The sequence below is a fragment of the Pelotomaculum terephthalicicum JT genome (assembly GCF_022410535.1).
Classification (GTDB): domain Bacteria; phylum Bacillota; class Desulfotomaculia; order Desulfotomaculales; family Pelotomaculaceae; genus Pelotomaculum_D; species Pelotomaculum_D terephthalicicum.
Map to the genome: position 1 here is coordinate 1 of NZ_JAKNBL010000037.1, position 24,181 is coordinate 24,181.

Below are 24,181 nucleotides of genomic sequence, written 5' to 3' on the forward strand. Positions count from 1 at the left end.
CTTCTTTGCCATGCCCATTTTTAGGAATGTCGTGAAAAGGACAGTCTTTTTAGCCTGGCATGCCAGAATTTCCAGTTGCTTTATTCCAGATTTAATGATTCCTCCCATCTAATGCCGAGAGCCTATTCTATTATTAGCTGCCATAATATTATATTATTAACCTCAAACAATCCACTTAATCAGTATTTAACAGAAACAGTTTTTTATGGTTAGATTTTAGAATTACTTATTCTTAACTGCCGCATTTTCTCTGAAGAAAAATGATATGGAATATAGGCCGGCGAGTCCAACCAATGTATAAATTACCCTGCTAAAGTCGGACGATGCCCTAACCGTGTCTCCCCCGAATAAAGCCGTGATCAGGTCCCATTGAAACAGCCCTACCAGCAGCCAGTTCAAAGCTCCAATGATAACAAGCACTAAAGCTGTCTTTGACAACCATTCCATTTAACACGCCTCCTGTTATTAAGATATATTTATTATGCTAAAAAATAAAAAAAGTTATTCTTTCCTTGCATAAAAATATCCAAAGAAATTAAACTTAAAGAAAAAAGTATTTTTACTTGTGTTACAAAGAAGGATGCAAGGGCGTTAGCGTCGAAGGTAATATATGGTGTCACTTATGGTGTCACTATATTTGTGAGACCGGTATTAATATAAAATACTGCGTAGATTTATGTAAAAAAATCACTTAACAGTACAAAGGTGAGATAATGATGAACGAGAGTGTCAGGCAATTATGCAAGTTTGCCGTGGTAGGATGTTTAAACACGTTTATTGATTGGGTTGTTTATTTTACGGTAATAAAAATATTCCCTATCGACAGTATCTTTTTTTATACCGCGGTAAAAGGTTTTAGTTATTTTTGCGGTATCGTCAACAGCTTTTTTCTCAACCGCTGCTGGACATTTAAAACAAGCCCGGAAGAAAACGAAAAATACAGGTTTCTCAAATTCACCGTGGTCAACGCGCTAGGTCTTGGAATAAACAGTACTTCTTTATATGTACTGCTGCATTATTACGATTCGAAGATTATAACGCTTTTTTTAGCTACCGCTATTTCGTTTGGCTTTAATTTCATCCTTAGTAAATTATGGGTTTTCCGCAAAAGCAAAATGGTGCCCAAAACAACCGGGGGTTAAGTCGTGTCAAAAGAAGATTTTACACGTGTTGGTTATCTCTATTTTCTCAATAAGATTTATATTATTTTTTTAATTTGGTTAACCCGAGATGTCTTAAACGCATTTCTCCCCGCAAACTCTGATGGACTTCATCCCAACGTTATTTTTGACTCTTTGCTTCATTGGGACGCCGGTTGGTTCTTAAGAATAGCCGGACAAGGTTATGATTTTGACAGTGCCCCTTTTTTTCCCATGCTTCCCTTTCTAATCCGCCTGCTCACTTATGTTGTTGGAAACGGAATAATAGCCGGTTTTTTAATTACCAATATTGCGCTTTTTATAGCATGTTACTTCCTTTATATTATTGCTAAAGAAGATTTTGACCAAAAGACCGCCGCAATGACAGTTTTTATAATGTTGTTCTTTCCTACCGCCATTTTTTTTACCTCCATTTATTCTGAATCCTTATTTCTGGCTTTTGCCCTGGCTTCTTTTTATTTCGCCCGGCGGGGGCGTTGGCCATGGGCAGTTCTCCTGGGCAGTTGCGCGGCACTCTCCCGGAATATTGGGATAGTCTTGTTTTTTGTCTTTTTGTACATGCAATATCATGAAAACAATAAAAGAATAATATTGAAAAAAACAATACCACTCCTATTAATACCAGCGTCACTGTCTATCTTTATGCTTGTCTTATGGAAGTATGCCGGGGATCCGCTGGCTTTTTCCCATTCATTAAACACCGAGTTTTGGGGATACCGCCACTTCGCATACCCGGGTGCGGGCCAATTTCTGAACCTGAATATTTTTTTCTCTGATAGTAATTTTTATAATCTTTTTGAATCGGGAATGGCATTTTTATTCCTTTACTTAATCATAAAAAGTTTTAAATATTTAGAGGACAAGCCACAATTGATTTTCCTGACACTGGGATTCTTAATTCCGTTTTCTTCCGTGGTAGATAACCTGCCCCTTGGTATGCCCCGTTATATACTGGTTTTGTTTCCGGGGTATATCGCCCTGGCCCGCCTGCTCTGTAAAAATGGCTTGACTCACGTATATTCGGTCATTTCCATCCTGGTTTTCTCAGCAGTAGGTATTCTTTTTGCCGCTGGGCACTGGATCAGTTAACACCCAAGAAGGATGGTTAATTACCCAAGCACATGTTATTTTACTATATGGCTGCCAGAAGCGGCAGGAAGAGATATCCTATAATGACCCCGTTCTCAAGAAGACACGGAAATGATTTTGCAAGTTATTTCCTTGCTCCCTTATGGAACGATCATCACTGGACAAGTTGTCTCATGGAGTACATGGGTAGCCACACTCCCCATAATTGCTCGTTTAACGGCTCCTAATCCTCTATAGCCCATCACAATGAAGTCGATAGAGCTTTCTTCTGCTTCCGCACAGATCTCTTTACCGGGGTCTCCGATTCTAATAACGGTGCGAACAGGAATGGAAAAACTATTTGTGATTTCGAGTGTGTGATCTAACACCTCTTTGCTTAATTCTTCTTGAAAAGAACGGATTTGTTCTTGACTAAAAAAACGCTTTATATTGGGTGTATTATAGCTGGGTTGGACATTTATTAGAATAATTTCTTTATTCTTTCCTTCTGCAAGAAAAATCGCAAAACGAACTGCTTTGTCGGAACCAGCAGATCCATCAACTGGTACTAATATTTTGATCATATACAAACACCCCTTGTTATATTGCTCTGATCCTTACTGATTGCAATGAGATAATATCATACAGTTAACTACTATTATTTATTTTATTATAATTTAATCTTAATGTAAGCGTCAAATCTCCCATGAACTGGTGTAAATGCCATGTCACGATTCATCCGGCGTATCTTTTTTCGGTTAATCAGCAGATGAAAATTCAAGGTGATGGTTCGATAACCCTGGCGGGGTGAGCCGTATGGCTCTCATCGATTCGACGCATATGGGAGCATTATAAAGTTGCTGGATACAAATTATTAATATTGAATTATTAAAGCATGCCAGTTATCATGTGGAACCCCCGGCCAACCATCCACATAGTATATATAGAATTCGTAAAGGGTTATTATTAAATCATCCAAAGTAAAGTGTGGTAACGTACATGACAACTTATCTTGACGCAGTTACGGCTTTGGGAACAGGCAGCTTACATCCGGGAGGGTTCTACCACACTCTAAATGTACTTAATCAGGTTAGTCTATCAGTTGAAGATATTGTTCTTGATATCGGGTGTGGTACAGGTCGAACCGCTTGCCATATAGCGAAAAGTTCAGGCGCATATGTTTTTGCCCTGGACAACTCTAAAGAAATGTTGGAAAAGGCCAACTACAGGGCAACGCAAGAAGGTGTGCAGGTACAGTTTGTGCATTGTGACGCTGGAGAAACACCATTCAAAAGTAAAGTTATCGACTTGATCTTAATTGAATCGGTACTAATATTTTTGCCGGCTGCTACTGTATTGCGAGAGTGTAATAGAATATTAAAGAAAGAAGGGATATTGATTTGCATTGAGATGTTCGCAAACAAATCAATACCCCGGATAGCGCGGGAACAAATTCAAGCCGCTTGCAATTTACCCCAAATACCTTCTTTTGAAGAGTGGCTGGAAGTATTTCATAATTCCGGATTTTTACCAGTTAAAGCACATCGAAATAATTTCCCGGGTTTTTTTGATAATATTAGGAACATACTGCATCCGGACCCTTACCAAGTAGTATCGCAAGGAATGAGCTCAAACCGAGAAGTCAGTAAGGTGATGTATAAATATATGCGGTTAATCCAAACACATAAAAAATATCTAGGATTTGGTACCTTTCTTATGAGAAAATCATAAGTATTGCTTGACCATAGTTAAAAAAAATGATAAACTATATTAGTAATATGTCAAATAAACTAAATATTAAAAACGTGGGGATATAGCTCAGCTGGGAGAGCGCCTGAATGGCATTCAGGAGGTCAGCGGTTCGATCCCGCTTATCTCCACCAATATTCATGCGGGATTACGGGGTTTGGTGATTAGCCAAAACCCCGTTTTGCAAATCAATTGCAAATCAGGGATTGTTCTGAACTATACTGAACACCATGGTATAAAGTTTCACTACGGGATTATTTCCGGTATTTTTTTATTTCAGTAAATTTTCTTCAAATATAAAATCGTCCAATTGCATAGCAAGATCGCGTTGCATTTCTACCGAAACGTGGCTGTAAATATATCTCCGGTTGTTTTTACCTGCTGTGTCCCAATCGTTTCAGAAATAATTTTCAGACTCCCGCCTGCTGGTTTTTTCAGAATCGTCGTCACAGTGGATATTTCTTTGTTTATTCATTTGCCTGAAGAGGATTACTTTTTAAAATATTTTCCACTTCTTCATATCCTGGTGGAAATGCATAGTTATATCGTGCGGGAAGCGCAAAAACGTAACTTGTGTTGCGACCAAGTTCGCTCGGATTGATAGGCGCTGCACCAATGTGGAATTCGTCCTGTTGAAGCATGTTCCACTGAGCAAGAGTAAATATCATAATGGGAATATCCTGTCGAGGATTTTGAGAAGTCCAATCAGGATGTCTGATGGAAATCATCGGGCCAGTTTCAATAATCTTGCCGGATTGTGGGCCTTTGAAAGCGTTACCCTCCCATTTACCAGCTACAATCGAATAACCTTTCCAACTCTCCGGCAAGGAAAAATCAAAACCATAATGGGTATTTCTATATACGATTGAGTTTGCTTCCTCGTAGACTCCGAGGGTGGCTGCGTCAATAAGCCATCGCTCCCCGGTTTTCTTTATCTTGAGTGTAATTTGCCGCTGTGCGGCAACCCCGCCGTTCACTTTTTCCGTGCTTGTTATTTCAATTATCTCGCCTTCAACTTCATACTCATATTCTGATAATTTCTTAATGGTCTCAATTTTTATGTGATCCGGCCATGGACTTGAAGTCAGCCTACCTGGAGCATTTTGAGGATCGCTTTGCCATTCTGCAAGAAGTGCGGGGGTTACAAAACCGCCGTAGTTCTCCTGGATACTCTTATTCACTATATCTTTAGGGGCTAAAAGCGAGACGGTTTGGAGTTTACTGCCGAAATCCTCAACCAGGCTCGTAACTGCCGCCTCATCACTTGCATCGGTTTGTTGCTGTGTCTCTTGGGATTGTCCTTCTTTATTCAATTGAGCATTGTTCCTTAAACTTGTGCAACCAAACAGAGAAACACTTAACAACATGGTAAGCGCAAACAAAAATGTTTTTTTCATACAATTGCCTCTTGAAAAATTCCTCCGTGAACTTCTTTCAGGCAGATTACCTTTGTATATTAGATGATAAATAATAAAAAAAGTTCCGTGGTATCAATTTTTATCGGAAGATCATTGGAATAATGTAAAATTAGCTTTTCCCGTTCCTCTTCTCCATGAAGGGGTATTTCTAAAGTCTTTGTACTGTGCAACAATTATTTATAGACCTTCAGGCCATTCATATACATAATTCCTCCTGATTTGCTTATTATAACTGTAATAAAAAACTACCGGAGGTCAGCAGGATTGAACATACTCTCAATATTACCCTCTTTTTCCAAGATAATTCCATTAACCAAATCAGAGAATAATAAACCTTTTCACGCCGGCGAAATATATTTTCTGTGGGAGGGTTTAACGGCAGGCTATGGGCTGGTTTCCGTTGCGGAAACATACTTAATGAATACAGAGGAAAGCGAAATCCATTTTCTTTTAGAATCTCTGGTAAAAGAAACTTACATGAAACGTATCAACCTATTAGAAAAAATTCTAAAAAAAGAAGGTTTCACAGTGCCAGTGCGCCCGGCCTCAAAGCTCTTACAGGGTAAACCCGGGGTTGGACAAGAAGTAAAGTTGAATGATGATGAAATAATTAACAATTTAATTGCCTGGGGACAGGTTACGTTAAATCAAGATGCCAAGGCTGTAGGAGCAATTACCAGAGAATCTGTTCGAAAGGTTTTTACTGATTTGCTTTTCGATAATATGAAGAACTATGATATGATCATGGACTTGGCAATAAATAGGCAAACGTTTATACCGGCTCCTCCCGCTACTGCAAAAGATAATAGCCTAAATATGGATGAAGTAGCCAGATTGTGGGAGGAAATTCACTTTAGGCACATCAGCGTAATCAACCTTACGGTATATTTAAGTAATACAAAAGACCAGGAATTAATTAAACTTTTAAAACGGGCATTATTTGAAGTAGCCCTGCCTCAGCTTGATCAAATTGAAACGATGCTGAAAAAAGAAGGTTTCACTGTTCCGACACGCCCTGCTGACAGATTAGAGCAAGGACCGCCCGGACAGGTAAGTAAAATCAATTTAAGTGACAATGAAATTCTTGGGGTGCTGTTAACGGCGGCACAAATCGCTATAATGTACCATGTTAGGGCTTACTCTCTAGCAATAAGGAAAGATGTGAAAAACCTATTTCGGGATTTTACATCGACTGAAGTAGAAGATTATCAGAAATTAATACAGTTAACAACTCAGCGCCATACCCTGGATAATCCCCCCGTTGTTACTTCTAGGCACGGATAAAATTTGTTATAATTTTTTATAATACTCCTCCATCTCACCGCAAGAGCGGAGATACAAATAGTGATGAAAATTTATTTTTCACGCTAACATAACTGCTGTTTTAACATTATCTTTTAAAATGTGCCACACCGTAATGGATTTTTGACGCATTTTTAACAAAATGAATACCTATCATACCAGCCAATAATAAACACTAAAACGCCCATGAATGATAATTGACAAGAAGCTTAATAAATATTTAATTTTTCATCCCTCCTGTATGTGTTAACGTTCTTTAGTCCTGATTTCTTCCAGTAATTTCCCCTCAAATTCACCGAGCAACATGGCCCCAAGATCTCCTTTAGCGCGGTGCCGCACGGCAACGCTGTCCCGCGCAATCTCTTTATCCCCGACAATCAGCATATAAGGTATCTTATGGGTTTGAGCCTCACGTATTTTATAATTCACTTTTTCATTACGTGTATCCAATTCAACTCTGATGCCAGCCTCTTCCAACCGCTTGACAACATTGCAGGCATATTCAGCGTGCCGGTCGGTGATGGCAATCACACGCGCCTGAACCGGCGCCAGCCAAGCTGGAAAAGCTCCGGCAAAGTGTTCTGTCAGGATGCCGATAAATCTTTCTATACTGCCAAAAACCACCCTATGGATCATCACGGGCTGGTGTTTTTGACCATCCTCACCCACGTAGCTCAGGTTAAATTTCTCCGGCATCTGAAAGTCCAGCTGGATAGTGCCGCACTGCCAGGTGCGGCCAAGCGAATCCTCCAGGTGAAAATCAATCTTGGGGCCGTAAAACGCTCCGTCCCCTTCATTAACTTTATATTTCAGCCCTCTGGCGTCAAGCGCGTCGCGCAGCACATCCGTGGCCATGTTCCAGACTTCGTCCGATCCCATCGCTTTTTCAGGCTTTGTGGACAACTCCACAAAATAGGTAAAACCGAATACTTTATAAAAATCATTTACCAAGTCGATAACCCCGATTATTTCTTCTTTAATCTGCTCCGGCAGCATAAAAATATGGGCATCGTCTTGAGTAAAGCACCGTACCCGCATCAAACCGTGCAGCACGCCGGAAAGCTCATGACGGTGCACCAGGCCCAATTCAGCAAGCCGGATGGGCAGTTCGCGGTAACTGTGCAGCCTGCTATTATAAATCAGGATACTGCCGGGACAATTCATCGGCTTGACCGCGTAATCACCTTCATCTATCTTCGTGAAATACATATTTTCGCGGTAATGGTCCCAGTGCCCTGAATTCTCCCATAAAGACCTATTAAGAATAATCGGTGTGCGTATTTCCTGGTAACCCCTCTTTTGATGCTCCTCACGCCAATATTTCTCCAGCTCGTTGCGCAGGATCATACCTTTGGGATGGAAAAAAGGAAAACCCGGCCCCTCATCCATGATGCTGAATAAATCCAATTCGGCTCCAAGCTTGCGGTGGTCACGCCGTTTAGCCTCCTCAATCCGGAAAAGATATTCCTCAAGCATGGATTTTTTCGGAAAAGATGTGCCGTAAATACGCTGGAGCATTTTGTTTCTCTCATTGCCCCGCCAATACGCGCCGGCCACGTTCATTAATTTTACCGATTTCAGTCTCCCGGTGGAAGGAACATGCGGGCCCGCGCATAGATCGGTAAAATCACCCTGCCTATAGAATGAGAGCACAGTATCGGGCGGCAGATCTTCAATTAATTCCGCTTTATATTTCTGCCCTTTTTCTTTAAAGAAATCAAGGGCTTGAGCCCGGGAGAGCTCAAAACGTTCAAACGGATAATCGGCCTTGATTATGGCCTCCATCTCTTTTTCTATTTTCCCCAGATCATCCGGCGTAAAATTCTCACTGGTATCAAAGTCATAATAATAGCCATCGGCGATAGCCGGCCCGATTGCGAATTTTGTACCGGGAAACAACTTTTGCACCGCTTGCGCCATAATATGCGCGGTACTGTGGCGATAAGCCCGTTTTCCCGCCTCATCTTCAAAGGAAATAAACTCAACGGAAGCATCCGTCATCATGGGCGTCGCCAAATCCATCAACTCGCCGTTCACTCTGGCGATAAGAGCCTCTTTAGCCAAGCGGGGGCTAGTGCTCTTCGCTATTTCCAAAAGAGTTGTTCCCGCCGGGTATTCTCTCTCTGCTCCATCAGGTAAAACAATCTTTACATTATTAACAGCATTCATTATCAACACTTCCCCTAAAACATATTATAACAAAATGAAAAACCCGCCTCTGACAACCGTCAGGGACGGGGTATTCCCGCTTCCACCCTGTTTAATCTTATTCACGACAGTTAACGGCTGTCTCCGGCGCGGCTTACTTGAATTTCAGCCGGCGGTTCCAAGGTGGTTTTCAACCCATAGTACCCAAAAGTGCTTGCAGCCAATGACACTTTCTCTCTGATGGCCAAGACAGGTCTACTCTTCCTTATCAACACCTGTTTCTTATATTGTTTCATTCAGTATTATTACAGCAGTATTATATTGATTTGCAGGATATTTGTCAACAAATCAAACAAACCGGAAATACCAATATTTAATTTTTCAAGGGATTACACAGTTCACAGCCCGAGCATTCACTGACCCTGCCGGCAAATACTTTTTTTATGGTTTCTATCGTTGCCGAATATCTTTTATTATATCTGCAGTGAAAAGTAATTCTTTGGGGAGCGACAGTAACAAGAGCACTTACCAATATATCCTCATAATTTATTTCGTTGTCCATCATGTCCACCAAAAATCCACCCATATAATCTCTCCTGACGGGTTGCATCTTATCGTCATAAAGCTTAAAAGCTCCATCGTTATCGATCAATACATGAATCATGCTAGCGCGAGGCTCTTGAATTTCCACAAAATATCTTAATAATTGAATAAATTCGTTGTATTCTCTTTCTAAAAGAAAGTCATCTACCGCTTTATCAGTTGCATCCTTTAATTCATTAATATACTCTTTTAGTCTAAAGCGAATAAAACCGTCAATAACAATGCTGTTGTTAAGTTTTAAGTAATCCAGCACTTTTCTAAGGATCCTGCTTTTCCGGTTCAACCGGTAAACAGATTTACGTGGTTCATTTGCTTTCTTGTTAATGTGTTGCAACGCATAAGTATATATTGTTCGCTTTTCTTCATCTCCATAATAATAATAATTTTCACAAATAATGTTCTTTAATAAAAAAGCTTCCCAATGAGACAGAATAATTTCAGATATTATGTCCGCCACATATGTTTTTATGATAATTTGCGGATCATCTTTCAGCTGATGGTAGTCCGGGAAACCGGTCAAGCAACAGGAAAAAAAAGTAAACTCGCCGTCTGACCTTTCTTCCAAATTTATCTTTAAACCATTTCTTTCAAACAGCTTCAATCCCCGGCCTAGTTTTGCCTTTAACAAATCGACATGCTGTGTGCAACCGATAGAAATAATCTGGTCAACCGTACTATCACCACCTCTTGCGTAAGTGTATGCTTGTTTAATAAATTAAATACGTAACTTCTCCAGCCGCTTTACCCTTTCGCCGACAGGTGGATGAGTGCTGAATAAACGGGTTATTGAGGCGCCTGAAAATGGATTAACAATAAAAAGATGCGACGTTGCGGGATTGGCCTGCATCGGAATTCTATGCGCCGCACTTTCCAATTTAAGCAAAGCGTCCGCCAAACCTTCCGCATTGCCTGCTATGCGTGCGCCGGTTTGGTCGGCCAGATACTCTCGCGATCGGGAAATCGCCATTTGAATAATCAAGGCCGCTATCGGCGCTAATACAGCCAACAAGAGCGCTCCAATAAAGCTGCCGCCACCCTCGTCATCATCGCGGCCGCCCATACCACCCAAAAAAGCTCCCCATTGGATTATATTCGCTATCATGGTAATCGCGCCGGCAAAGGCGGCCGCAATGGCGCCAATTAAAATATCTTTATTCTTTATATGTGAAAGCTCATGCGCCAGAACGCCTTCCAACTCGCCCCGGTTTAAAATGCGGAAAAGTCCTTCGGTGACGGCCACAGCCGCATGGGACTGATTTCTTCCCGTGGCAAAAGCGTTGGGTTGCTGCGACGGGGTAATATAAAGTCTGGGCATGGGCATTCCCGCCTGACTAGTCAATCTCCGCGTTATATCGTATAATTCCGGTGCTTCTGCTTCAGAAACAGGCCGCGAGCGGGTCATGGAAATAGCAACCTTGTCGCTGAAGTAGTAACTAAAAAAATTCATGCCCAGGGAAATTACAAAAAACAGTATGGCTCCGGATTTGCCAAAGGCGGCACCGCCGATCAAAACCAGGATGATTGATAACGCGCCCATGAGAAGCCAGACCTTTAAGCTATTCACGTTATAAATGCCTCCCCAATGTTAAAAGTATTAACACATCTATTTTATTTTAGTCAGCAAATATTTACAACCATTTCCTTTTATAACATGCGATATAAAATAAAAGGAGCGAGTAACTCGCTCCTCTTAGCAGCAATATTTATTTACAAAAGAATTGATAATAAACCGAGTGGACTGTTTAATTGCAGAACATCCGCCACGTTAAAATTCAAGGTAACATCTTTTGATACTTTTAATGGCACCACCTCTAAAGTAACAGTTGCTTGAGCATTTGTTCCCTGAACGGAAATATCACGGACGTTGGACAGCTTTACGTTGCCTTTCAATTTTTCGATTAAACTTTCCGCGATAGGACTGGCGGCTCCAACATATTTCTGAACGACTTCAGTATTTCCGTCGTTTATCCCGTTAATCAGTTCAGTCACTGCGTCACGCACATCTTGCTCGGTAACCGTTTTCTTGGGCGTTTCAGTATTTTGCAGTAAATTACAGCCGGAAAGGATAACTGACAATAACAATAAAATTAATATTAGTACGCGTCTCACGAAGTTCACTCCTTATTTAGAAAAATAGTAAAGAGAATAATATAAAAAAACCTCCCTCACCCAGGAAGAACATTAAAAAAATTTATCGTGGTGGAGGGGGCTGGATTCGAACCAGCGAAGTCGTCGACGGCAGATTTACAGTCTGCTCCCTTTAGCCACTCGGGAACCCCTCCGGATTGTCACTTGCCACGGCATACCGTTATTCAGTTATGAAAGTTGGTGGGCGGGATAAGAATTGAACTTACGACCTTCTGCGTGTCAAGCAGACGTTCTCCCACTGAACTACCCGCCCATTAGTAATCATTTTGACAGATAGCTATGAAAATGTCAAGCTGTTATGCAAGATAGAATACCATAGCTATTTTCCGCATATTTTTAATGATTAATAAAGAGCTTGTCCCAAACCTGCCTGTGCCATCCTTTTCTGAAGACATCGGCGCCCGCCACTAGATTTACGCGACCTAGTTCCTGGCTTCTATAAGTATAGACTACTTCGCCTAACTTCTGGCCCTTTTTTATCGGCGCGGCCAACGGCTCATTAATATTCAGCCGTTTTTCCAGTTTAGAAAGCTCATCCGGGTCCATGCGGACTTGCAGTTCTTCTCCAGCTACCGCTTCAACTGCCGGAGTGACACCGCCTTCGACAGCGGGATTCGCTACAACTTGTCCTGAAGTTATGATCGATAACGGCCTAATTACGGTGAAACCATAATCGAACATCTTGGCACAATCCTGATAGCGGTTGTCACTATGCAGCGCGACAGCTATCAAGCGGCGGCCGTCTCTAGTGGAAGATGCGATCAGGCAGTTGCCGGCCATTGATGTGGTGCCGGTCTTCACTCCGTCCACCCCTTCGTATCCACCGGTAAGCAAGCGGTTGGTATTAGCAATTTTTTCTTCCCTTTGAGCTGGTTCAACCCACCTAACTGTTGTTTCCCTGGTTTGAACCAATTCATTAAACTTCGGGTTGCCTAAAGCGTACCTCGTTAGTACCGCCAGGTCGTAAGCAGTTGTATAGTGATTTGGATCGTGGTAGCCATTTGTATTGGCAAATCTGGTTCCAAACAGCCCTAATACCCCCGCCTTCTTGTTCATCATTGCAATAAAACGGTCATGACTGCCGCCCACATGCTCAGCTATGGCCACGGTGGAGTCATTGGCCGAACAAACAAGCGCCGCTTTCAACAATTCTCCAAGAGTAATTTTTTCGCCCTTTCTGAGTTCAATGATAGAACCCTCTGAGACAGCGGCAGCCATTCCCCTAACTGTAACGACATCGTTTAAATCACTGTTTTCTAAAGCTATCACTGCCGTCATAATCTTCGTGAGGCTGGCCGGTTCGCGCCTTACCATATGATTTTTGGCGAAATAAATCTGCCCGGTCTCAACATCAAGCAGCACGGCGGCAGCCGCGGTGACCCTGGGAAAATCCGCATATGCCGCGCCAGGTAAAATTGTCAATATAATCGCAGCTATAACAACAAAAACTTTGCGGTGCAAGCGCGTCGCCATATTTCACCCCCTCGTAAGTTTCCTGCCAACAAAAAACCGCCGGTGCGGTTTTAAAACTATTATTTCAAAAATTTTTGCCGTTATTCAAACAAAGATTCAACGATCAAAAAAAGCCCGTCAAAACAACGGGCCGGCGCTTAAGTCTATTTTTATGGATTGCTCTTAGCCATTTTAAAAACAATGATCGGCGTTTGTTGGTCATCATTACCAAAAGGATTGTCTTCCAGGTCTTTAATCAGGCTATCCCGGTCAACTCCCTCCGAGGCGGCTAGAATATCGACTTTTCTTATGTCATTCACGTCAGTAATGACAGCTTCCGTACCTGTGGCATCCTTGATCCTATTTACCAGATCGTGCGGGTTTTTAGGCCCGAGAATAATGTGCTTCTCGAATGGCCACATCGTCCCGGCCACATCATCGATCTGCGCTAACTGACGGCCGGCTACCCGGTAAAAATCTCCTCTCCGGTGGATAATTCTGCCAATAGCCGCTGCTAAGGCGCCTAACACGATCCGGGTTCTGCCAACTTCCCGGATCGCCAGCTGCATTGCCTGAGGCGTGGCAAGACTCCCGTCTTTCCCGGGAAAAAGACACAAGAACTTTGCCAATAGACCGGGCTTGACGGTATCCGGCAAAATAGCCCTGCCCTGTGAGATCGCTACCACGCTTTCCGCCATGGCTATTATATCGCCGTGTTCAGCGACTTTACCCGTATATCTGCGTACAATATCAACCATATCATCTTTTTCGGTGATTACATGTGTTCTGATTGGAATCCTGCCTAAAATCACAATACCACCTCATTCAGCGGGCCGTCAGCGGCAAAATAATTTTTTACCCCGATAAAAATGCCTTCCGCCGCTTTTTTATGGATGGTGGGACTGCGTAAAAGTCCTTCTTCAACCCAATTGGTTATCGTCACTACTTCCACTTCCACACCGGGAATATTGCCGGGGATGACCAATTCCGGATATTCTTTGAGACCTCTGTTTTTTACTTTCAACTTTTTTATCAATTCTTTATTAATCATGCCGGCTATGGCGCGGCTGTTGCCGCACGATGATTTGTAGCGCACTGAGGCGCCGCTTACTTTACTGTTCTTAGTGGAGTAGGTGTGAATGCCTATAAATAGATCAGCCTTTTCCTTCAACGCCAGCCCATACCGTTTTTTAACCGGTATGTCTTCATCACCCGCCCTGGTCAGAACAACCTCGGCTTCAACCTTGTTAAATAAATCAGCTAATATTCGTGCGATTAATACCACAACATTTTTTTCCACCAGGTTAACCGGACCTTTTCCTCCCCAATCCTTTCCCCCGTGCCCGGGGTCGATAACAATCCTTTTATTCTTCATCAGATCTGTCAAAAAAGCGCGGCCCAGAACAACTGTGGTTCTCGCCGGGATGCCCATAGTCTCCACTATACTATATTCATAAGGATGTTCGGCAATTATTCGCACCACCGCTTCACCCGCGCCTGTTTGCTCTAATACTATCTCCCTGACCAAACCGTCATTAACTTCAATTGAGCCCTCCGGCATATTAGCCGCGACACCGGTAGATTGCAAGAGCAGATCATTTCCCACCCTACTGACGACATGCTTGAATATATCGGTGGCTTCTATCACAACTTTGGTCGACAGGCCGCCGCTCTCGCTTTCCACTACCTTTGACCAGATGTTGGTTATTCTTGCCAGTTTCCGGGAAGACAATGGCCGACTCCCCCTATAATTAAAGTATATGTAAATATTCTATGTCTTTTATGACAATAGAATTCAGCAAGAATTAATATTTACGCCAGTTTTCCTGCCGCCAGCCTCTATTTTTTAAAAGTACTTGTTTTTCGTATTTCAAGACTATGGCGCCGCAAGCCAACCCCAGCAAAGAACCGGCCAGGACATCAAGCGGATAATGAACACCGACATAAACTCTGGAAAAAGCCATGGCGAAGGCCAGCAAGATGAAAAACCAGGCCAAGCCTGGTAATTTTCGCTTTAGCACAAGCCAAGCCGCAAACGCGTTAGCCGTATGCTCCGACGGAAACGAATAGGAGTGGAGCGGACTCACCAGCAGTTCCACACCCGGTAAAGTTACAAAAGGTCTGGGCCTCTGAAAAAGGTGTTTAAAACACTCACCCGTTAGGTAGCTGGCAATCACCGCAACCAGCATCAAAAAAGCCGCTTTTCTTGTCGCCGGTCTCCCTGCAGCAAACAAGAGCAGGCTGAATATGATCCAGATCAACCCTACTTCACCCGCGTTGCTGAGAAAAGGCATCAATTTATCTAAAACGGAGTTGTGGAGGGTATGGTTAACCAGGTTAAAGTATTCCAAATCCACGTCTTTAATAAAAGATAATATTTTATCGCACACTTCTATCACCGTTTTTTGCGCCAAAAGTAAAAAATTATCGCCAATATGCCAAGAACCACAACAACATCCAGGCGGTGGAACCAATACTCAATCGCTTTCCAGTTTTGACCGAGTTTTAACCCGATATAAACAAGCAGCAGGCTCCACGGGAGCGAACCCAAAAAAGAATATATCAGAAACTTGTTGAAATTCATCTTGGCAATTCCGGCCGGCAGTGAAATAAAGGTTCTCACAATAGGCATCAGGCGGGTAAAAAAAACTGTCGCCTCACCGTATTGTTCAAACCATTTTTCAGCCACCGCCAGGTGCTTCATGGAGAAACCAAAAAAACGCCCGTACTTGGACAGGAATGGCCTTCCGCCCCGCATGCCGAGATAATATGAAAAAGCCGAACCCACCATGCCTCCGATCGTCCCCGCCATTACCGTCACAAAGAAATCCAGCCTCCCCGTCGAGACGAGATATCCGCCAAAAGGCAGAATCACTTCACTAGGCAGGGGAATATTGGCGCTTTCGATAGCCATTCCAATAGCGATTGCCCAGTATCCCATGGCTGATATTGCATTTGTAATGGCTGTTAAAACTTCTTCAATCAACCCAGTCAGGAGTGCTCCCTCCTCAGGAATAAGTTTATCCGTATTATATAAGGCGGTTATGCCCCCTGATTCCTTTCAAAGGCAGTTTTTTTGTAGAATAACGCTTGTCATAAGCCACCAGCTCTAATGACTGGCATAGACGTCTGTATTTTAGCGAGATCGTAGAAGAAGCGACGCCATATTGGCCCGCCAAATCTTGCTGCTTTAATTCCTCTTCCTTTTCCAACCTGGTAAAAGCATATATCACCACTGCCGCCCAAACGGCTGTTTTCCGAATAGAGGGTTGTTCTTTTGAGCAATAATCAAACCAAAGTTTCACAGCTCCTCTCTGCTGCTTAACATCATATCCGCGCGCTTCCAGCCCTTCCTTGACACATACCGCCACAACAGCGTAACCAGGTTCAGGCCAGGGAAAAGTTTCCGCGACGGCTTCCGTCGTTAAATCCGCCTGAGAATGAATCTCACCAGCGTCCTCCATGATAATTTCCTTAAAACTGGATAAAAAGAGTTTCTTTCCCGCAGATAATATCTTGGGCGAGCCAGTTGTGAGCACAATGGACCGCGGTGTTAAAATTATATTTCCTAATACCCGGCGCAGCCCGTTGAACCGGCGGGATTCACCAAGCCAGGCGGCTGACACGTGTTCGGATACCCCTGTCCGGTCTTTTAATTCTTGAGTAATAATAAATTCATCGGAGCATTTAATATACTTTAACAGTACCCGCCAGTCCTTCAAAGTAAACGTTATTCTAAATTGATTCCTCTTCATGCCGGCAGTATCGCTGTTAATCCAGGTATTATCAGTTCCCAATTCCATGACCCAAGCATTTATTTTATGGGAGCGTTCTTTTAAGTAGGCGTTCCAACCTCTGCCCCCTTTCATCTTATTGTTACAGTAATCCTCGTGGTCTTGATAAAGCCGCTTTAACAGCGGTTCCTTGCACCAATCAGGCAATGCCAGGCCGCTTGTGGAAAACTCGTATTCTTCACCAACTTTGAGAACCCTCATCAATAAGATATTACCGGATTTAATCTCAGTCGCCGCGTTAATATCATGAACCACTAACTTCTTGCGGCTTAAGAGATCTTTTATTACAAGCCCTTTGCCGGGCAACACCACATGAACCTCATACAGGGAAATACGTGAACGGGCCCATTCTTTCAACAAAATATTTTCATAATCGCTCAAAGGATGCGAGTACTCTTCCTGGAATTTTTCTATAATTGTCGCTCCCCTTGAAATATAAAAATCAAAGATAAACCACTCAAAACAACGTTCCATCGTAAAATCATCGTCATGCAGCATCAATCTTTGATCCATACAACCCAGATACATATCCTGGGCACGGGCCGCGTCCCAGGCGAAAGAAGGTTGATCGGCAAATTCACCCAATTTGCGGCGCAATTCCTGGCCTGCCCGCCGCCATCTGATCTGGTCGAGCGAACAACAGGCTTTGCTTTCACCGCAGCATTTTTCATAGGGCTTTCCACTGCCGCACGGACATGATTTTTTATTTCCGGGCACTTTATAACACCCCCTTCATAAATTATGCCGGTGTAGCAATTATTTTTGACCAGAGCTATTATATTTAATTCTTGGAAGCGGTTATTTTTTCAATCGAAAGTTTATTTTTCGCCGTTTCGCAATTAATACCGAAAATATTTAGATCGGAAAGAGGAATAAATGTCTCTCCCTCTTCAATTTTCAGCGGCTCCAAACCTGTTGTCACCTTTCCGTTGACAACGACCTGCCCATCCTGCGTACCGAAGAGCACATTAGAGCCGTACCCAGTTATTCTAACACTATTGTTAGAAGTTTGCCAGTCAACTTTATATCCTAACGCCTCAAAAACAAACCGCAGCGGAAGGTAAATAATGCCATTTTTTTGCCAAAACGTTTGTCTGATTTGCACAGGTATCCCGTTGACTAGCACTTCTGATTTTTCGGTATCAAAGTCTACCACATTCTTTTCAGACGGTTTTAACAATCTCCGCGCCGCAACCAGCTGCAGTCCGGGGGTGAGCACCTGATAATCCGGGCTTAAACCGATTCCATTGACAACCTTGTCGCTGGGGGTGTGATATTTAGCGATGGTTACTTTCAAGGCTCCTCCTGAACTAAGCGGGACAACTGTCTGAACGGTGCCTTTTCCGTAAGTCGCACTACCGATCAAGGTGGCCACATGGTAGTCCTGAAGAGCGCCCGCCAATATCTCCGAGGCACTGGCACTATTATGGTCGACTAAAATCACCGTAGGCATTCCCAGGCCGATTGCCTCGCCTTCGGTACGATATTCTTGGCGTTCCCCGTTTTTGTCAATGGTGCTTGTGATCAACTGGCCTGACTCAACAAAATTACTGGCAATCCGCACAGCTTGGTCAAGCATGCCGCCCGGGTTATCCCTGAGGTCCATTATCAGAGCAGTCACGCCTTGCTGCTTCAGTTTTGTCAGCGCTTTATTAAACTCGCTCGCGGTATTTGCCCCAAATTTGTTTAGACTTATATAACCGGTGCCGTCATCAAAAACCTGAGAGATTACCGTCGGCGTGTTAATATTAGCGCGGACAAGCTCCAGTTCAAAATCTTCGGCGCCATTCCTTCTGATAGTTAATTTGACCTTTGTCCCCGCCGGTCCGCGAATTTTTTGCACAACCGTTTCTAACGGCTCGTCAAAAACATCAATTCCGTCCACTTTGACGATCTGATCATTAAGCTTAATCCCGGCTTTCTCCGCGGGAGCGTTTTCAATCACCCCCATCACCTCGGGAAAATGCTCACCTGGTTGTAATTGAATACCCACACCAACGAATTCGCTGTCAAATGAACTCTTAAATTCCTTCAGCATCTCCGGGGGCAAGTATTCAGTATAAGGATCATTCAGGGAATTAATCAGCCCATCTATCGCCCCTTGGACAAGAGTATCCGAATTGGGGCTGCTAACGTGCAGGCGCTCGATATTGTCAAGTATTTCTTCAAAAGTTTCCATCCCAACGGCAGGGTTATCATACGCGAGGACCGGCCCGGCAAGACAACACATAAAAAATAAAACAAAAGCAAATAAAAAGGAAAGCTTACGCAAATACGATCACCTCGATTTTTTATTATGGGTTTAATTCGCCCTTGCTGACTAAAGTCCTGCAAATTTTTAGTCAGATCAACCTGCCCCTGGCATTTATTCAGGACACTTGTTTTTTACTTAGTTTGTTAAACTGTATATATCGGAGCAGGTATTTTGCGCTCACGCGGTGAAATACTAAGTGAGTACATCCAAGGCAGGTGTCGACGCGCATGTCTCAAGAAACCATTATGCTTATTGACGGCAACAGCCTGGTACACCGGGCTTTTCACGCAATACCGCCGCTGTCCACAAGCGCGGGGCTGCCAACCAACGCCGTTTACGGCTTTACCAGCATGCTGTTAAAGCTCCTGGCCAAAGAAAGGCCGGGGAGAATTGCCGTGGCTTTCGATATTGGCAAGAAAACCTTCCGCCACAATGATTACAACCAGTACAAGGCGCATCGCAGCCCCACGCCGGGCGATTTACAGCGCCAGTTTTCGGTTGTGAAAGAAGTGCTTCACGCCATGCGCATTAATATTTTTGAAAGCGAGGGCTATGAAGCCGACGACCTGATTGGAACATTATCGGCAAAGGCTGAACTCACCGGTTTAAACACTCTAATCATAACAGGGGACCGTGATATCCTGCAGCTCATCTCACCAACAACCAGGGTTATGCTGACAAAAAAAGGTATCAGCGAGATTGATGAGTATGATGAAGGGAAATTCTGGGACAAATACGGAATTACCCCGCGACAACTCGTGGACCTAAAAGGAATGACCGGCGATCCTTCAGATAACGTGCCCGGTATCACGGGCATTGGAGAAAAAACCGCAGTCAGGCTTCTAAGGGAGTATGGCAGTTTAGCGGAAATAATTGCCCACGCTGACGAACTCACCGGCCGCACCGGGCAGCTATTCAAAGAATCCGGCCAACAAGCGGAATTTTCCAAACAGCTTGTTACTATCCGCCGTGATGTGCCGGTTGAAGTCAACCTGGAGCAATGCCGCTGGGTGGGACCTGATTATAAAGAACTCCTGGAATTATTGAAAAAACTTGAATTTAATAAATTGATTAAATCAATTTACTTTGCAGACAATGATGGCAAGGGTGACAATGAACTGAGAGGCAGAAACCGTTCGCGGCAAAACGCCGCTCAAGTGCTGCCGAAATCAAACCTGGAAACCTATTCCGTCGCATGCCGGAGTCTGGACAACCCGTCCACACTTAGCACTTTTTTAAAAAAAGTCAGAATGGCCGGACAAGTGTCAATGGCCCTTGCCGGCAACCCTAACTCCGGTGTCGCCGCGGCCGGCTTTGCAATTGCAGGGGACACAGCTTATTTCCTGAATATGTCCGGAGCAGCCGTTGCCCCGGAAAAAGCGTTCGAGACGCTTAAAACCGTCTGTGAAGATTCAACGATAAAGAAATACTGCCACAACGGAAAAGACATCATCAAGATCCTGCATTGTCACAATTTCAAATTAAGAAACCTAGCCTTCGACACCATGATCGCCTCCTATTTGCTCAACCCCGCCATCCCCAACCGGGAACTTGAGAACGTTTCATTAGAGTATCTTAACGTGATCCTCCCCGGGGGTGATGAAGCGCTGCCTGCCCGGGCTGATTGCGTCAACCGTTTAGCCGGAATTTTAAACGACAAGCTGAAGCTGCAGGAACAAGACAGACTTTTTTATGACGTGGAATTACCGCTGGCCCAGGTACTCGGAGAGATGGAAATCAACGGTGTGGCCGTCGACAAAATCCAGCTTGAGTCCATGTCCAAGACTCTGGGGGAACTGATAGAAGAGCTGGCCGGTGAAATTTATAACCTGGCTGGATGCAAGTTTAATATTAATTCTTCCAAGCAACTCGGCAAAATATTGTTTGATGATTTAAAACTACCGGTAATTAAGAAAACAAAGACCGGGTATTCTACTGACGCGGGAGTGTTGGAAGAACTGGCGGCCGCCCACAGTTTGGTTGCGAAAGTGCTGGAGTACCGCCAGTTGATGAAACTCAAATCCACTTATACCGACGGCCTCGCCGCCTTGATTAATCCCGATACCGGGCGGTTGCATACCTCTTTTCACCAAACGGTGACCGCCACCGGGAGGCTGTCGAGTTCGGATCCAAATCTCCAAAACATACCGATACGCCTTGAGCAAGGCAGATTAATCCGCAAGGTATTCATTCCCTGCCGGGGGGAGAATCTATTGCTCACGGCGGACTACTCCCAGATCGAGCTGCGCATACTTGCTCATATAAGCGGCGACCCGGTATTGATTGAAGCGTTTAAAAAAGGGGAAGATATACATACACGCACGGCGGCGGAAATCTTCTTAATCCCCCCTGAAGAAGTAACACGTGAAACCCGCAGAAGAGCTAAGGCGGTAAATTTTGGGATTGTCTACGGCTTAAGCGACTTCGGGCTGGCCAGAGATATTAAAGTAGGACGCCAGGAAGCGAGACAATACATCGAAAACTATTTTTCCCGTTATGCCGGAGTGAAGTGCTATATTGACCGGGTGATCAAAGAAGCGCGTGAAACCGGGTTTGTAACCACACTTTTAAATAGACGGCGCTACCTTCCAGACCTGTTCAGTTCCAACCGGAATATACGCCATGCCGGTGAGCGCACCGCGGTAAACACGCCGATACAAGGCAGCGCGGCGGATATCATTAAGCTCGCCATGATCAACATAAATAGGGAAATCACCGAGCACGGATTAAAAGCAAGAATGATCCTACAGGTGCACGATGAGTTGATTTTTGATACGCCGCGTGAAGAAGTCGCGCAACTAAAGCAGTTAGTTAAACGATGCATGGAAAACGCTTTTGTGTTGGACGTGCCGCTGGACGTTGTGATAAAAGTCGGGCCAAACTGGTATGACGTAAAGTAGCCCCTGACTTCTGGGCAGTATAAAAATCAACATTTGAAGGGATGAAAAAATGCCGGAATTGCCTGAAGTAGAAACAATTATGCGGACACTGCAGCCCAAGTTGACCGGGTTGAAGTTTATCGACGCGCAGATAATGCTTCCTAAAATTATCCGCACACCAGACATTGATGAATTCAAGGAAAAGATTACCGGCAAAAAAATATTAAAGATAAACAGGCGCGGTAAATATTTGCTGTTTATCTTAAGTGACGGGCTTAATTTAGTGTTTCACTTGCGTATGACCGGCAGCCTGGTGTATTGTCAGCAAAACGAGTCCCTGTCCAAGTATACCCACATAATCCTGGTTCTCAATAACGGCTTTCACCTGCGCTATGCCGATATGCGGCAATTTGGCCGGATCTGGCTGCTTCCGGCCTCCTCCATGAACGACCTCACCGGGTACAAAAACTTGGGAATAGAACCTTTGGAAGCGGTTTTTACTCTGAGCTATTTAAAGAAAGAGTTAAAAAGGCGACATGTTCGCATCAAATCGCTGCTGCTCGATCAAACCTTTATAGCGGGTCTGGGCAACATCTATACCGACGAGGTGCTGCACCGGGCTGAAATAAATCCGGAACGCCTGGCAAACACCCTCACCCCGCGGGAAATAACACGCCTCTATCATGCCGTTCGCGATGTTCTTCAGGAGGGAATTGAAAACAGGGGGACAACGGTGCGGGATTTCATTGACGGGAATGGACGGCCCGGCGGTTATCAAAAGCTCTTAAGAGTTTACCACAGGGAAGGCAAACCCTGCCGCTGCTGCGGCCAAAACATAGTGCGGAAAAAAATTGGCGGGCGCAGTACATACTTTTGCCCGGCCTGTCAGAAAATTTAGTTTTGCAGGTGCGCGGTTTAACGAAGATTATTTTGGGGGAGGTAATCAATATTGTTAATTATCGGACTTACCGGAAATATAGGAAGCGGCAAGAGCACCGTGAGCCGTTACCTCGAAAGCCTGGGCTCCACGGTAATTGACGCTGATCAGGTCGCGCGGGAAATTGTTCAGCCCGGTTCCCCCGCTCTTAAAGAAATTGTCAGGGTTTTTGGTACCCGCGTCTTAAACAGTGAAGGCGCACTCGATCGCAAAAAGATGGGGTCAATTGTATTTACCGACCCTGATGCCAGGGTCAAGTTAAACGGGATCACTCATCCACGCATAGTGGAGGCGATCGAAAAAGAAAAGCTCAAACTCAACAATCTTCCCGGTTCCCGTGACAAACTGCTGGTCATTGACGCTCCCCTTTTGATTGAAGCCGGGCTGCATAAAAGTGTGGACGAGATATGGGTGGTGAAAGTAGATGATCAGAAACAGATTGAACGGCTTATTGAGCGGGACGGTCTGAGCGATGAAGAAGCAAAAAAACGCGTAGCGGCTCAAATGCCCCAAGCAGAAAAGCTGAAATATGCCAGGCGGGTCATTGATAACAACGGTTCGCCGGAAGAGACAAAAAGACAAATCGATCGCCACCTGGCCGATTCAAAAAAAGAACATTATCAAGAAGCAGATCAAATATAACTTAAGTATAAGCGTTAATTCTGTTCGCGGAGTGATAGTTTTGACCGCTGCCTTGCGCAAAAGGTTTAACAGCGGGAGGATCAAACGCAGAATATATTTCCTCCTGTTGGTATTGTTAATTTTATTCAATTTCGATTATATTGCCAGGATTTTCTACCAATTCCCATACCAGGACACCACATATTTCTACGCGGATAAATACCACGTAGACCCCTTTCTGCTAGCGGCGATAATGAAAACAGAAAGCGATTTTAACAACCAGGCCGTCTCGGACAAAGGCGCCCGCGGTTTAATGCAGATCATGCCCGAAACCGGCCAGTGGATAGTTCACCAGATGGGTGAACCGGCAATCAGTATGGAAAAATTATTAGATCCGGAAACCAGTATTAAGCTCGGGGCATGGTATATCGCAGATCTTGGGAAAGAATTCAACGGCGACACCGTACTTATCCTGGCCGCTTACAACGGCGGGCGGGGCAACGTCGAGGATTGGCTTGACCGGAAGGAGCTAAGAGGCGGTGGGGAAAGAATTGAGCAAATACCATTTCCGGAAACACGCTTTTATGTGCGGAAAGTACTGTTATATCAACAAATATATCGCTATCTATACAATACGCGGTAAAAACT

The 24,181-nt window shown here is 44.1% G+C and carries 22 protein-coding genes, 3 tRNA genes and 1 other annotated feature; of the genes, 9 read left to right on the forward strand and 16 right to left on the reverse strand.

Annotation, left to right across the window (positions count from 1 at the left end):
• Positions 1–222 precede the first annotated feature (222 nt).
• Positions 223–447: a DUF378 domain-containing protein gene (locus L9W92_RS15195; protein ID WP_240084598.1), complete on the reverse strand. Its 225-nt coding sequence runs from the start codon at positions 445–447 to the stop codon at positions 223–225.
• A gap of 266 nt (positions 448–713) precedes the next feature.
• Between L9W92_RS15195 and L9W92_RS15200 the strand changes: the two genes are divergently transcribed.
• Together L9W92_RS15200 and L9W92_RS15205 are read left to right on the forward strand one after the other, a co-directional pair.
• Positions 714–1,142: a GtrA family protein gene (locus L9W92_RS15200; RefSeq protein ID WP_240084599.1), complete on the forward strand. Its 429-nt coding sequence runs from the start codon at positions 714–716 to the stop codon at positions 1,140–1,142.
• A 3-nt stretch (positions 1,143–1,145) separates the two neighbouring features.
• Positions 1,146–2,249, forward strand: a complete 1,104-nt coding sequence (locus L9W92_RS15205) for a mannosyltransferase family protein (RefSeq protein ID WP_240084600.1) — start codon at positions 1,146–1,148, stop codon at positions 2,247–2,249.
• Between the two features lie 140 nt (positions 2,250–2,389).
• Here L9W92_RS15205 and L9W92_RS15210 read toward each other — a convergent pair whose 3' ends face one another.
• Entirely contained in the window at positions 2,390–2,812 is a 423-nt protein-coding gene (locus L9W92_RS15210; RefSeq protein WP_240084601.1) for a universal stress protein, read from the reverse strand.
• A gap of 415 nt (positions 2,813–3,227) precedes the next feature.
• Here L9W92_RS15210 and L9W92_RS15215 point away from each other — a divergent pair, with 415 nt between their 5' ends.
• The gene (locus L9W92_RS15215) at positions 3,228–3,959 is read left to right on the forward strand and encodes a class I SAM-dependent methyltransferase (RefSeq protein ID WP_240084602.1); all 732 of its coding nucleotides are present in this window, start codon (positions 3,228–3,230) and stop codon (positions 3,957–3,959) included.
• A 76-nt stretch (positions 3,960–4,035) separates the two neighbouring features.
• Positions 4,036–4,111: transfer RNA gene (locus L9W92_RS15220), tRNA-Ala, on the forward strand.
• A gap of 333 nt (positions 4,112–4,444) precedes the next feature.
• On the opposite strand, the gene L9W92_RS15225 is transcribed toward L9W92_RS15220, so the two are convergent.
• A complete protein-coding gene (locus tag L9W92_RS15225) occupies positions 4,445–5,374 on the reverse strand; it encodes a hypothetical protein (RefSeq protein ID WP_240084603.1) in 930 nt (309 codons plus the stop codon).
• A gap of 285 nt (positions 5,375–5,659) precedes the next feature.
• Between L9W92_RS15225 and L9W92_RS15230 the strand changes: the two genes are divergently transcribed.
• The gene (locus L9W92_RS15230; RefSeq protein WP_240084604.1) at positions 5,660–6,679 is read left to right on the forward strand and encodes a DUF3231 family protein; all 1,020 of its coding nucleotides are present in this window, start codon (positions 5,660–5,662) and stop codon (positions 6,677–6,679) included.
• A gap of 264 nt (positions 6,680–6,943) precedes the next feature.
• Here the strand turns inward: L9W92_RS15230 and thrS are convergent, their stop codons facing one another.
• The 13 genes from thrS to L9W92_RS15295 all read right to left on the reverse strand — a co-directional run bounded on the left by thrS (position 6,944) and on the right by L9W92_RS15295 (position 19,021).
• A complete protein-coding gene (gene thrS / locus L9W92_RS15235; RefSeq protein ID WP_240084605.1) occupies positions 6,944–8,866 on the reverse strand; it encodes a threonine--tRNA ligase in 1,923 nt (640 codons plus the stop codon).
• Between the two features lie 58 nt (positions 8,867–8,924).
• Positions 8,925–9,126 (reverse strand) — a binding site (T-box leader).
• A 92-nt stretch (positions 9,127–9,218) separates the two neighbouring features.
• A complete protein-coding gene (gene ytxC / locus L9W92_RS15240) occupies positions 9,219–10,160 on the reverse strand; it encodes a putative sporulation protein YtxC (RefSeq protein WP_286725418.1) in 942 nt (313 codons plus the stop codon).
• 3 nt (positions 10,161–10,163) lie between these two features.
• The gene (locus tag L9W92_RS15245) at positions 10,164–11,012 is read right to left on the reverse strand and encodes a zinc metalloprotease HtpX (RefSeq protein ID WP_240084607.1); all 849 of its coding nucleotides are present in this window, start codon (positions 11,010–11,012) and stop codon (positions 10,164–10,166) included.
• A 143-nt stretch (positions 11,013–11,155) separates the two neighbouring features.
• Positions 11,156–11,557 carry a hypothetical protein gene (locus L9W92_RS15250; protein ID WP_240084608.1) on the reverse strand — a complete coding sequence of 134 codons (402 nt, stop codon included), beginning with the start codon at positions 11,555–11,557 and terminating at the stop codon, positions 11,156–11,158.
• A gap of 88 nt (positions 11,558–11,645) precedes the next feature.
• Positions 11,646–11,730 (reverse strand) — tRNA-Tyr (locus tag L9W92_RS15255).
• Between the two features lie 44 nt (positions 11,731–11,774).
• Positions 11,775–11,849 (reverse strand) — tRNA-Val (locus L9W92_RS15260).
• An 83-nt stretch (positions 11,850–11,932) separates the two neighbouring features.
• Positions 11,933–13,069 carry a D-alanyl-D-alanine carboxypeptidase family protein gene (locus L9W92_RS15265; protein ID WP_240084609.1) on the reverse strand — a complete coding sequence of 379 codons (1,137 nt, stop codon included), beginning with the start codon at positions 13,067–13,069 and terminating at the stop codon, positions 11,933–11,935.
• A 149-nt stretch (positions 13,070–13,218) separates the two neighbouring features.
• Positions 13,219–13,860, reverse strand: a complete 642-nt coding sequence (locus L9W92_RS15270) for a coenzyme F420-0:L-glutamate ligase (protein WP_240084610.1) — start codon at positions 13,858–13,860, stop codon at positions 13,219–13,221.
• On the reverse strand, positions 13,857–14,780 hold the full coding sequence (locus L9W92_RS15275) for an N-acetylmuramoyl-L-alanine amidase family protein (protein ID WP_240084611.1): 924 nt from the start codon (positions 14,778–14,780) through the stop codon (positions 13,857–13,859). Before L9W92_RS15275 ends, L9W92_RS15270 begins: the two co-directional genes overlap by 4 nt.
• Before the next feature lie 73 nt (positions 14,781–14,853).
• Positions 14,854–15,462, reverse strand: coding sequence for a phosphatase PAP2 family protein (locus L9W92_RS19005; RefSeq protein WP_282442383.1), 609 nt, complete (start codon positions 15,460–15,462; stop codon positions 14,854–14,856).
• Positions 15,444–15,989 (reverse strand): DedA family protein, encoded by a 546-nt coding sequence (locus tag L9W92_RS15285; protein WP_240084624.1) that lies wholly within the window; start codon positions 15,987–15,989, stop codon positions 15,444–15,446. Before L9W92_RS15285 ends, L9W92_RS19005 begins: the two co-directional genes overlap by 19 nt.
• Before the next feature lie 88 nt (positions 15,990–16,077).
• Positions 16,078–17,559 (reverse strand): DUF7986 domain-containing protein, encoded by a 1,482-nt coding sequence (locus L9W92_RS15290; protein ID WP_240084612.1) that lies wholly within the window; start codon positions 17,557–17,559, stop codon positions 16,078–16,080.
• 64 nt (positions 17,560–17,623) lie between these two features.
• Positions 17,624–19,021, reverse strand: a complete 1,398-nt coding sequence (locus L9W92_RS15295; RefSeq protein ID WP_240084613.1) for a S41 family peptidase — start codon at positions 19,019–19,021, stop codon at positions 17,624–17,626.
• Positions 19,022–19,323: 302 nt separating this feature from the next.
• Between L9W92_RS15295 and polA the strand changes: the two genes are divergently transcribed.
• From polA to L9W92_RS15315, 4 genes are read left to right on the forward strand one after another with little or no spacing between them, the layout of a single operon-like run.
• Positions 19,324–21,996, forward strand: a complete 2,673-nt coding sequence (gene polA / locus L9W92_RS15300) for a DNA polymerase I (protein WP_240084614.1) — start codon at positions 19,324–19,326, stop codon at positions 21,994–21,996.
• A gap of 49 nt (positions 21,997–22,045) precedes the next feature.
• Complete coding sequence (gene mutM / locus L9W92_RS15305; protein ID WP_240084615.1) at positions 22,046–22,873, forward strand: DNA-formamidopyrimidine glycosylase; 828 nt, start codon at positions 22,046–22,048, stop codon at positions 22,871–22,873.
• Positions 22,874–22,924: 51 nt separating this feature from the next.
• A complete protein-coding gene (gene coaE, locus L9W92_RS15310; RefSeq protein WP_240084616.1) occupies positions 22,925–23,554 on the forward strand; it encodes a dephospho-CoA kinase in 630 nt (209 codons plus the stop codon).
• Positions 23,457–24,176, forward strand: a complete 720-nt coding sequence (locus tag L9W92_RS15315) for a lytic transglycosylase domain-containing protein (RefSeq protein ID WP_312038110.1) — start codon at positions 23,457–23,459, stop codon at positions 24,174–24,176. Before coaE ends, L9W92_RS15315 begins: the two co-directional genes overlap by 98 nt.
• Positions 24,177–24,181: the final 5 nt, after the last annotated feature.

Coding starts and splice junctions, on each gene's coding strand:
- L9W92_RS15195 (WP_240084598.1), bottom strand. CDS start 447: ATGGAATGGTTGTCAAAGACAGCTTTAGTGCTTGTTATCATTGGAGCT.
- thrS (WP_240084605.1), bottom strand. CDS start 8,866: ATGAATGCTGTTAATAATGTAAAGATTGTTTTACCTGATGGAGCAGAG.
- L9W92_RS15295 (WP_240084613.1), bottom strand. CDS start 19,021: ATGGAAACTTTTGAAGAAATACTTGACAATATCGAGCGCCTGCACGTT.
- mutM (WP_240084615.1), top strand. CDS start 22,046: ATGCCGGAATTGCCTGAAGTAGAAACAATTATGCGGACACTGCAGCCC.
- L9W92_RS15225 (WP_240084603.1), bottom strand. CDS start 5,374: ATGAAAAAAACATTTTTGTTTGCGCTTACCATGTTGTTAAGTGTTTCT.
- L9W92_RS15215 (WP_240084602.1), top strand. CDS start 3,228: ATGACAACTTATCTTGACGCAGTTACGGCTTTGGGAACAGGCAGCTTA.
- polA (WP_240084614.1), top strand. CDS start 19,324: ATGTCTCAAGAAACCATTATGCTTATTGACGGCAACAGCCTGGTACAC.
- L9W92_RS15265 (WP_240084609.1), bottom strand. CDS start 13,069: ATGGCGACGCGCTTGCACCGCAAAGTTTTTGTTGTTATAGCTGCGATT.
- L9W92_RS15200 (WP_240084599.1), top strand. CDS start 714: ATGATGAACGAGAGTGTCAGGCAATTATGCAAGTTTGCCGTGGTAGGA.
- L9W92_RS15210 (WP_240084601.1), bottom strand. CDS start 2,812: ATGATCAAAATATTAGTACCAGTTGATGGATCTGCTGGTTCCGACAAA.
- L9W92_RS15285 (WP_240084624.1), bottom strand. CDS start 15,989: ATGGGATACTGGGCAATCGCTATTGGAATGGCTATCGAAAGCGCCAAT.